Annotated in this window: 5 protein-coding genes; 3 read left to right on the top strand and 2 right to left on the bottom strand. The window is 69.0% G+C overall.

The window, feature by feature from the left end; translation table 11 throughout:
* Positions 1 to 386 precede the first annotated feature (386 nt).
* Positions 387 to 2,624: a mechanosensitive ion channel domain-containing protein gene (locus FV217_RS15060; protein WP_147817994.1), complete on the top strand. Its 2,238-nt coding sequence runs from the start codon at positions 387 to 389 to the stop codon at positions 2,622 to 2,624.
* Between the two features lie 165 nt (positions 2,625 to 2,789).
* A complete protein-coding gene (locus FV217_RS15055) occupies positions 2,790 to 3,794 on the top strand; it encodes an NAD(P)H-dependent glycerol-3-phosphate dehydrogenase (protein WP_147817993.1) in 1,005 nt (334 codons plus the stop codon).
* 42 nt (positions 3,795 to 3,836) lie between these two features.
* Here the strand turns inward: FV217_RS15055 and gyrB are convergent, their stop codons facing one another.
* Both gyrB and FV217_RS15045 read right to left on the bottom strand, forming a co-directional pair.
* Positions 3,837 to 6,284 carry a DNA topoisomerase (ATP-hydrolyzing) subunit B gene (gyrB, locus tag FV217_RS15050; protein WP_147817992.1) on the bottom strand — a complete coding sequence of 816 codons (2,448 nt, stop codon included), beginning with the start codon at positions 6,282 to 6,284 and terminating at the stop codon, positions 3,837 to 3,839.
* A gap of 311 nt (positions 6,285 to 6,595) precedes the next feature.
* Positions 6,596 to 7,243, bottom strand: a complete 648-nt coding sequence (locus FV217_RS15045) for an MBL fold metallo-hydrolase (RefSeq protein WP_147817991.1) — start codon at positions 7,241 to 7,243, stop codon at positions 6,596 to 6,598.
* Positions 7,244 to 7,480: 237 nt separating this feature from the next.
* On the opposite strand from FV217_RS15045, the gene FV217_RS15040 reads away from it, so the two are divergent.
* Positions 7,481 to 7,849, top strand: coding sequence for a DUF2946 family protein (locus tag FV217_RS15040; protein ID WP_187272579.1), 369 nt, complete (start codon positions 7,481 to 7,483; stop codon positions 7,847 to 7,849).
* Positions 7,850 to 7,879: the final 30 nt, after the last annotated feature.

Genomic DNA, 7,879 nt, shown 5'->3' with positions numbered 1-7,879 from the left:
GGCCTGGAGCGCCTCCGCGCCGGCCTCGTCGACGACCTCACCGCGCCCGCCCGCGCCCGCTGGCCTTTCGCGCTACCGCCGGTGGCGGCGTAATCGCATAGATTTCCGCCCCTTTCCCGGACACCTGCAGGGCAGCAGAAGGTGATCCGGGAAAGGGGCTGAGGCTCATGCGCCAGATCGATCGCTATTGAGATCAAGGCACTCTCGAAGATTTCCCCTAAATCACTTCGGATTTTTCGAAATCTAAAAACATTTTATACACTGTCTAGATTGATTAAGTCGGAGCGCCCGATGAAATAAGGCCAAAACGTGGCCTCAGACCGAGCGGTTGACCTTGCGAAATCGCCGACTAGTTTCCGGCGATCATCCATAGTCTCCGGAACGCAATGCACGTCGCCGTCCGCCTTCTGCTCGTCCTCCTCAGCGTCGCCCTCCTGCCCGCCATGGCCTCCGCCGCCGATCCGAGCTGGAGCGGCACCTGGAACACACGCTGGCGGCAGGGCGGTGCGCGGATGGCGCTGCAGCAAGAAGGCAGCCACGTCCACGGCAGCTATCTCTCCTACGACGGCTCGATCGAGGGAGAGGTCGAGGGGCGCACGCTGAAGGGGCGCTGGATCCAAGGCACGCGCTCCGGCGGCATCGAGTTCGTGCTGGCGAATGACGGCCAGTCCTTCATGGGCCGCTTCGATACCGGCGAGTGGTGGACCGGCGGACGCATTCCCAGCAGCCCCGAGGCCCTCGGGCTCGACCAGCGCGGCCCGCGTCAGGCGCTCCGCACCTTCGTCGAGGCCGGCAACAGCGCCCGCTACGATGCGCCCGACCAGATGACGCGCGCGGTCGCCGTGATCGACTTCGGCAACGACGCCGGATCGGTCAACCCGGAGCAGAAGCTCGGCCAGGCGCAGACGCTGTTCAACCTCGTCGACCAGACCACGTTCCGCCTGCACGGCGTGCCCGGCCGGAAGACCGAATCCGACACGGTCGAGCTCAAGCTCGAACAGGCCGGCACCGGAGCGAGCCTGCCGCTCAAACTCGTCCGAAAAAACGAGAAATGGTTCGTGGCGATGCCCGACGAGGCGACGCTGGACGCCGCCCGCAAGGCGCTGTTCGCCCGCTCCGGCGGCCGTCCGCCGAGCCCCGAGGCGTACAAGCTCCGCCGCAACGCGCGCGACGCCATGCGCAGCTTCACCCGCGCCTTCTCGGAGTGGAACGCAGGCGGCCGCGCCCAGGCGCTCGCCAGCCTCGACACCTCCGAACTCAGCGAGGCCGTGCGCGACGACCAGGGCGTGCTGGCGCTGCAATATCTCAACGGTGTCGTGAACCGCATCGGGGTGATGGCGCCCCAGGAGATCTCGGACGACCCCGAGAACCGCGAGCCCTTCGTCGTCTTCAGCCACCCGGAAGGGCGCATTGTGATCGCGCCGAAGGGTACCGGCGACGGCATGAGCTGGAAGTTCACCTCGGACACCGTGCACAAGGCGCGCGATCTCTATGTGGCGGTCGAGGAGATGCCGACGGCCGAGGCCAAGGGCCTGCCGGCGCCGCCCTCGGTGTTCTTCAAGGTGCGCAAATGGGTGCGCGGCGTCGCCGCGCCGATGCTGACGGAAGTCGGGCCGCTGGAGGCCTGGCAGATCGCCGGCTGGGCCGTCGTGATCATGGCCGCGATCGGCTTCGGCTGGATTTTTGCACGCGTTCTCTTGGCCTTCCTGGTGCGTGCGGTGGGTGAAGCCGACCCGGCCGCCACGCGAAAAGGTTTCCGCTGGCCGCTCTGGGGCACGGCGACCTTCGTCGTCTACAACGCCCTCGTTCCGGCACTCGGCCTGCCGGACCTCGCCACCCGCGTCTCGGTGGGCGTGACCGGCGTGATGCTGGCACTCTCGGTGATGTGGCTCGGCTGGCGGCTCGTGGACGCCGTCGTCATGCGCTACTTCACCGGTGGGGAGGGCGGCCGCATGACCATGGACAACATCCTGGTCTCCCTCGGCTTCGGCGCCCTCAAGATCGCGCTGGTGGCGGCAGGGCTGACCTATATCGCGATCCAGCTCTCGCTACCCTACGAGGGCGTGATCGCCAGCCTCTCCATCGGCGGCCTCGCCGTCGCCTTCGCCTCGCGAGAAACCCTGTCGAACGTGTTCGGCGCCGGCATCCTGGCGATCGACCGGCCGTTCCGGCGCGGCGACTGGATCGCCACAGGCGACACCAAGGGCACGGTGGAGCATGTCGGCATCCGATCGACCCGCGTGCGCACCGCCGACGACAGCCTGATCATCGTGCCGAACGGCAAGCTCTCGGACGCCACCGTGAACAACCTCGGCACCCGCCGCTTCCACCTGAACTCGGCCAAGCTCCCGATCCCCTACCAGACCAGCGTGCCGCAGATCGAGGCGCTGGTCTCGGGCGTGCGGGACCTCGTCGCCGAGATCCCCGAATCGACGCCGGAGCGCACTTCGGTCGCGGTCTCGGCGCTTGGCCAGGACGGCATCGAGGTGACGTTGAAATACGGCCTCGACGTCCGCAACGGCGGCAACGAGACCGAGATCGTCAACCGCCTGATGATGAACATCCTGCGGCTCTGCGAGCGGCTCGGCATCCGCGGCGCGGGCTCCGAGCCCGTCACGGCCTGATCGCGGCGTTGACGGCGGTGGCGGGAGGATCGAGGGTGCCGGCGAGAACCAGGCAGACCCGCGTTGGCAGGCCAACACTGATCTGCTTGGCTTTTTCTGTCGTCGCAGGTTTTCATCGGAAAGCCGCGGGGCACCTTTCCGAAACCTGCTGAGCCGGGAGGCATCATGAGCGTCGAGAACGGACGAGCCAACCGCGTCGCCGTCGTCGGCGGCGGCTCATGGGGCACGGCGCTCGCGAATGCCGCGGCCTGCGCCGGACGCGACGTCACCCTGTGGCTGCGCGATCCCGCCAGCGCCGACCGGCTCCAGAAAACCCGCGACAACACCCGCTACCTGCCCGGCATCCCCCTGCACGAGCAGGTGCGCGCGACGAGCGACGAGGCGAGTCTCGTCGAGGCCGGCACGGTGCTGCTGGTGACCCCGGCGCAGACGCTGCGCGAGGTGTTGGGGCAGCTCGGGCCGCATCTCGGCGGCGCGGCCCTGGTGCTCTGCGCCAAGGGCATCGAGCGCGGCACGGATTCGTTCATGAGCGGCGTCGCCGCCGAGGTCCTGCCGGGGGCGACCGTCGCGGTGCTGTCCGGCCCGAGCTTCGCCACCGACGTCGCCCGCGGCCTGCCCACCGCCGTGACGCTCGCCTGCGCCGACGGCGCGAAAGCCGCCCGGCTCGCCGGCCTGATCTCGGGGCCAGCCTTCAGGCTCTACCACACCGACGACGTGCGCGGGGTCGAGATCGGCGGAGCCGGCAAGAACGTGCTGGCCATCGCCTCGGGCATCGTCGCCGGCCGCGGCCTCGGCGAGAGCGCGCGGGCCGCCCTCATCGCCCGCGCCTTCGCGGAGCTGATGCGGTTCTCGAAAGCCTATGGCGGCCGGCCCGAGACGCTGATGGGCCTGTCCGGCCTCGGCGACCTCGTGCTGACCGCCTCCTCGCCGCAATCGCGAAACTTCGCCTTCGGCGACCGCCTCGGACGCGGCGCCTCCCCCGAAAAGGCATCCGGCGGCAAGCTCGCCGAAGGCGCCTTCACCGCGGCCGCCTTGATCGACCTCGCCCGCGCCAAGGGCGTCGAGATGCCGGTGGCGGAAGCGGTGGCCGACGTGGTGTCGGGCACCTCCGACGTCGACGGCGTCGTGGCCCGGCTCCTGGCCCGCCCGCTCAGGGGCGAGACGGATTGAACGAGACCGCGGAACGATGCCCGGCGTGACGGCGACCCCGCCTCACACGTCGAGGTTGGCCACGTTCAGGGCGTTCTCCTGAATGAACTCGCGGCGCGGCTCGACGATATCGCCCATGAGCTTCACGAACAGGTCGTCGGCATCCTGGGTGTCCTTGACCTTCACCTGCAGCAGCGAGCGGGTCTCGCGGTCCAGCGTCGTCTCGAAGAGCTGGTGGGGATTCATCTCGCCGAGGCCCTTGTAGCGCTGGAGCTGCAAGCCCTTGCGGCCGAAGGCCATGATCGTCTCGAACAGGCCGACGGGGCCGTGCAGAATCTCCTCGTCGCCCTTGCGCGCGAGCACGACCGGCTCGTGGTAGATCTCGCGCAGGTTCGGCGAACGCGCATGCAGCCGTCGCGCCTCCTGCGAGGCGATCAGCGAGGCGTCGAGGGTAGAGACCTGGCGCACGCCGCGCAGGGTCCGGCTGAAGGCGTAGCCGCCTTCGCTCGCCTCGCCGACCCAACCGCGTTCGATGTCCTCGGCGATCTGGTCCAGGCGCTTGGCGACGACGTCGGCCAGGGCCTCCGCCTCGCCGACGTTGTCGGCGATCTCCGGAGAGAGGGCGCCGGCGAGTACGGTCTGCTCGACCACGGAGCGGTCGTAGCGGGTATGCAGGCCCTGGACGACGCTGCGGAAGGCGCGCGCCTCCTCGACGAGCACCTTGAGCTGTTCGCCGCCGAACTCCGTGCCTGAAGCGAGCCGGAGGATCGCCCCCTCGACGCCCTGGTCGATCAGGTAGTCTTCGAGGGCGCGCTCGTCCTTAAGGTAGATGATCCGGCGGCCGCGCTCGGCTTTATAGAGCGGCGGCTGGGCGATGTAGAGGTGGCCGCGCTCGATCAGCTCGGGCATCTGGCGGAAGAAGAACGTCAGCAGCAGCGTGCGGATGTGGGAGCCGTCGACGTCGGCATCCGTCATGATGATGATGCGGTGGTAACGCAGCTTTTCTGGGTTGAAGCCCTCGCGGTCCGTGCTCGAACGGCCGATGCCGGCGCCGAGCGCCGTGATCAGCGTGCCGATCTCGGCCGAGGACAGCATCCGGTCGGCGCGCACGCGCTCGACGTTCAGGATCTTGCCGCGCAGCGGCAGAACCGCCTGGAAGGTGCGGTCGCGACCCTGCTTGGCCGAGCCGCCGGCGGAATCGCCCTCCACAAGCAGGATCTCGCATTTCGACGGGTCGCGCTCCTGGCAGTCGGCGAGCTTTCCGGGCAGCGAGGCGATGTCGAGCGCGCCTTTGCGGGTGATGGTCTCGCGCGCCTTGCGGGCCGCCTCGCGGGCCGCCGCCGCGAGTACGACCTTGGCCATCACGGACTTCGCCTGCGACGGGTTCTCCTCCAGCCAGGTCGAGAGGCCGGCGTTGAGGATGTTCTCCACCGCCGGGCGCACCTCGGACGAGACCAGCTTGTCCTTGGTCTGCGACGAGAATTTCGGGTCCGGCACCTGCACCGAGACGATCGCGGTCAGGCCCTCGCGGCAATCCTCGCCGGTGAGCGCGACCTTCTCGCGCTTGGAGACGCCCGACGAGTCGGCATAGCCGGTGAGCTGGCGCGTCAGGGCGGCGCGGAACCCCGCCATGTGGGTGCCCCCATCGCGCTGCGGGATGTTGTTGGTGAAGGGCAGCACCGTCTCATTGAACGAGTCGTTCCACCACAGCGCGCATTCGACCCGGATGCCGTCGCGCTCGCCGCGCACCATCAGAGGCCGGGTGACGCCGTCGATGGGCTTTCGCGAGCGATCGAGGTAGCGGACAAACTCCTCGACGCCGCCCTCGTAGCAGAGCTCCTCGCGCTTGTGCTCGGCATGGCGCGCATCGGTGAGGACGATGCGCACGCCCGAGTTCAGGAAGGCGAGTTCGCGCAGCCGCTTCTCGAGGGTGCCATAGTCGAACTCGACCATGGTGAAGGTGTCGGTGGAGGCCAGGAACGAGACCTCGGTGCCGCGCCGGCCGTTGCCGGGCCCGACCACGTCGAGGGGGGCCACGGCGTCGCCGTGGCGGAACTCCATCGCGTGCTCCATGCCGTTGCGCCAGATGCGCAGGCGCAGCCATTGCGACAGGGCGTTGACGACGGAGACGCCGACGCCGTGCAGGCCGCCCGAGACCTTGTAGGAATTCTGGTCGAACTTACCGCCGGCATGGAGCTGGGTCATGATGACCTCGGCCGCCGACACGCCCTCTTCCTTGTGGATGTCCACCGGGATGCCGCGGCCGTTATCCGAGACCGTCACCGAACCGTCGGCGTTCAGCGTCACGGTGACGAGGTCGGCGTGCCCGCCGAGCGCCTCGTCGATGGCGTTGTCCACGACCTCGTAGACCATGTGGTGCAGGCCGGAGCCGTCGTCGGTGTCGCCGATATACATGCCGGGCCGCTTGCGCACGGCGTCGAGGCCCTTGAGCACCCGGATCGACTCGGCGCCGTACGCGTCGGCGCTTTCGAAATTCTCGTTGTCGGACATGAACTTCCTCTAGCAGGCGAGGCGTTCGTTTGGGGTTCTTCCGGCCCGACGACGTGAGGATGGTGCGCCGGGCGCGCGCCTGCGATCTCTGTGCCCGGCTGATATAAGCGTTCCGCCTTGCGAATGCATCGATTTTCGACTGCGCGCGGCGGCCGGCAGGGGATAGGTTTTGGCGGTCCGCCACCGTCATCGCGAGCGTAGCGAAGCGATCCAGGGCCCCGCTCTCGACGGTCGGTGAGTTGGCCCTGGATTGCTTCGCCTGCCGCTCGCAATGACGGATTGGAACGTGCCCCCCCGCGTCGTCGCCGCCCTCAACCCTGAAGGAACGGGTTCGACTGCCGTTCCTGGCCGAGGGTCCCCGTCGGCCCGTGACCCGGAATGAAGGCGACGTCGTCGCCGAGCGGCAGCACCTTCTCGAGGATCGCCCGGATCAGCTGCTCGTGGTTGCCGCCGGGCAGATCCGTGCGGCCGACCGAGCCCTGGAACACCACGTCGCCGACCAGCGCCAGCCGTTCGTCGCGGCTCATGAACACGACGCTGCCGGGGGAGTGGCCGGGCGCGTGCAGGATGTCGAAGGTCAGGCCCGAGACGGTGACCTGATCGCCCTCGTCGAGCCAGCGATCCGGCGTCACCGCGCGGGCACCCGCGATCCCGTAACCGGCGCCGGTCTCCGGCAGCTTGTCGAGCAGGAACCGGTCTGCCGGGTGCGGCCCCTCGATCGGCACGCCGCCCAGGCGCTCCTTGAGTTCGGCCGCGCCGCCGGCATGGTCGATATGGCCGTGCGTCAGAAGAATCTTTTCGATCGTGATGCCCTGATCCTTGATCGCGGCCTCGATCCGGTCGAGGTCGCCGCCGGGATCGACGACCGCGCCGACCTTGGTCGCGTCGTCCCAGATCAGGGTGCAGTTCTGCTGGAAGGGCGTGACCGGGATGATCCCGGCGCGAAGCGTTCCCGTCATCGGCGTCCGATCGATTTCGCGCCGCGTCCGGCGCCACGGCTCTCCTTAGCCGGATCGCCCTGGCGATGCACCCGCGAGGGTTCCGGTCCACACAATTCCGCCCGACGTGACGACCTGTGGCGCCGGGGTCACGCTCGACCAGAAACCACCTGAGACATCGGCCGGCCCTGGCGGAGGGAAACCGGCGCTTCTATCCGGGAAGGGTTCGATCCGCGCTGGATCGTCGAAGAGAGGCCCGTGACGCATCGCGGCATCATCGGGGCGGGACTGATCCTCTTCGCCCTCTGGCTCCAGGCGCTCGCGCCCGTGGTGGGCCTGCGCATGCTCGGCGCCTCGGCCGATCCCCTGGCCGGCACCGTGATCTGCAGCAGGATGCCGGCCGGCGATCAGGCCGGCCCGGCCGAACCGGAGCAGCATGCGGGCTGCAGCCTGTGCGCGCTCTGCACCGCCGGCCTCGCCGCGATCCCCTTGCCGCCCGTTCCCGCATCCGTCGCGCTGCCGGCCGGGATCTGGCGCGTCGTCTCCTGGCCGATCCCGCCGCCGGCTCCGCTTTCCGCTCCCGACCATCCCCCAGGGCAACCGCGCGCCCCGCCCACGCTCGCCTGATCCGCGCCTGTCCCGACGCCCCGGAGGTCG

It is taken from the genome of Methylobacterium sp. WL9, assembly GCF_008040035.1.
GTDB classification, from domain to species: domain Bacteria; phylum Pseudomonadota; class Alphaproteobacteria; order Rhizobiales; family Beijerinckiaceae; genus Methylobacterium; species Methylobacterium thuringiense.
The sequence above is the reverse complement of the archived record's forward strand: the minus strand, read 5'-3'. Positions and strand labels throughout refer to the sequence as shown.

Excerpts from the sequence above, each read along its gene's own strand:
- gyrB (WP_147817992.1), bottom strand. The coding sequence starts at position 6,284 with ATGTCCGACAACGAGAATTTCGAAAGCGCCGACGCGTACGGCGCCGAG.
- FV217_RS15055 (WP_147817993.1), top strand. The coding sequence starts at position 2,790 with ATGAGCGTCGAGAACGGACGAGCCAACCGCGTCGCCGTCGTCGGCGGC.
- FV217_RS15060 (WP_147817994.1), top strand. The coding sequence starts at position 387 with ATGCACGTCGCCGTCCGCCTTCTGCTCGTCCTCCTCAGCGTCGCCCTC.
- FV217_RS15045 (WP_147817991.1), bottom strand. The coding sequence starts at position 7,243 with ATGACGGGAACGCTTCGCGCCGGGATCATCCCGGTCACGCCCTTCCAG.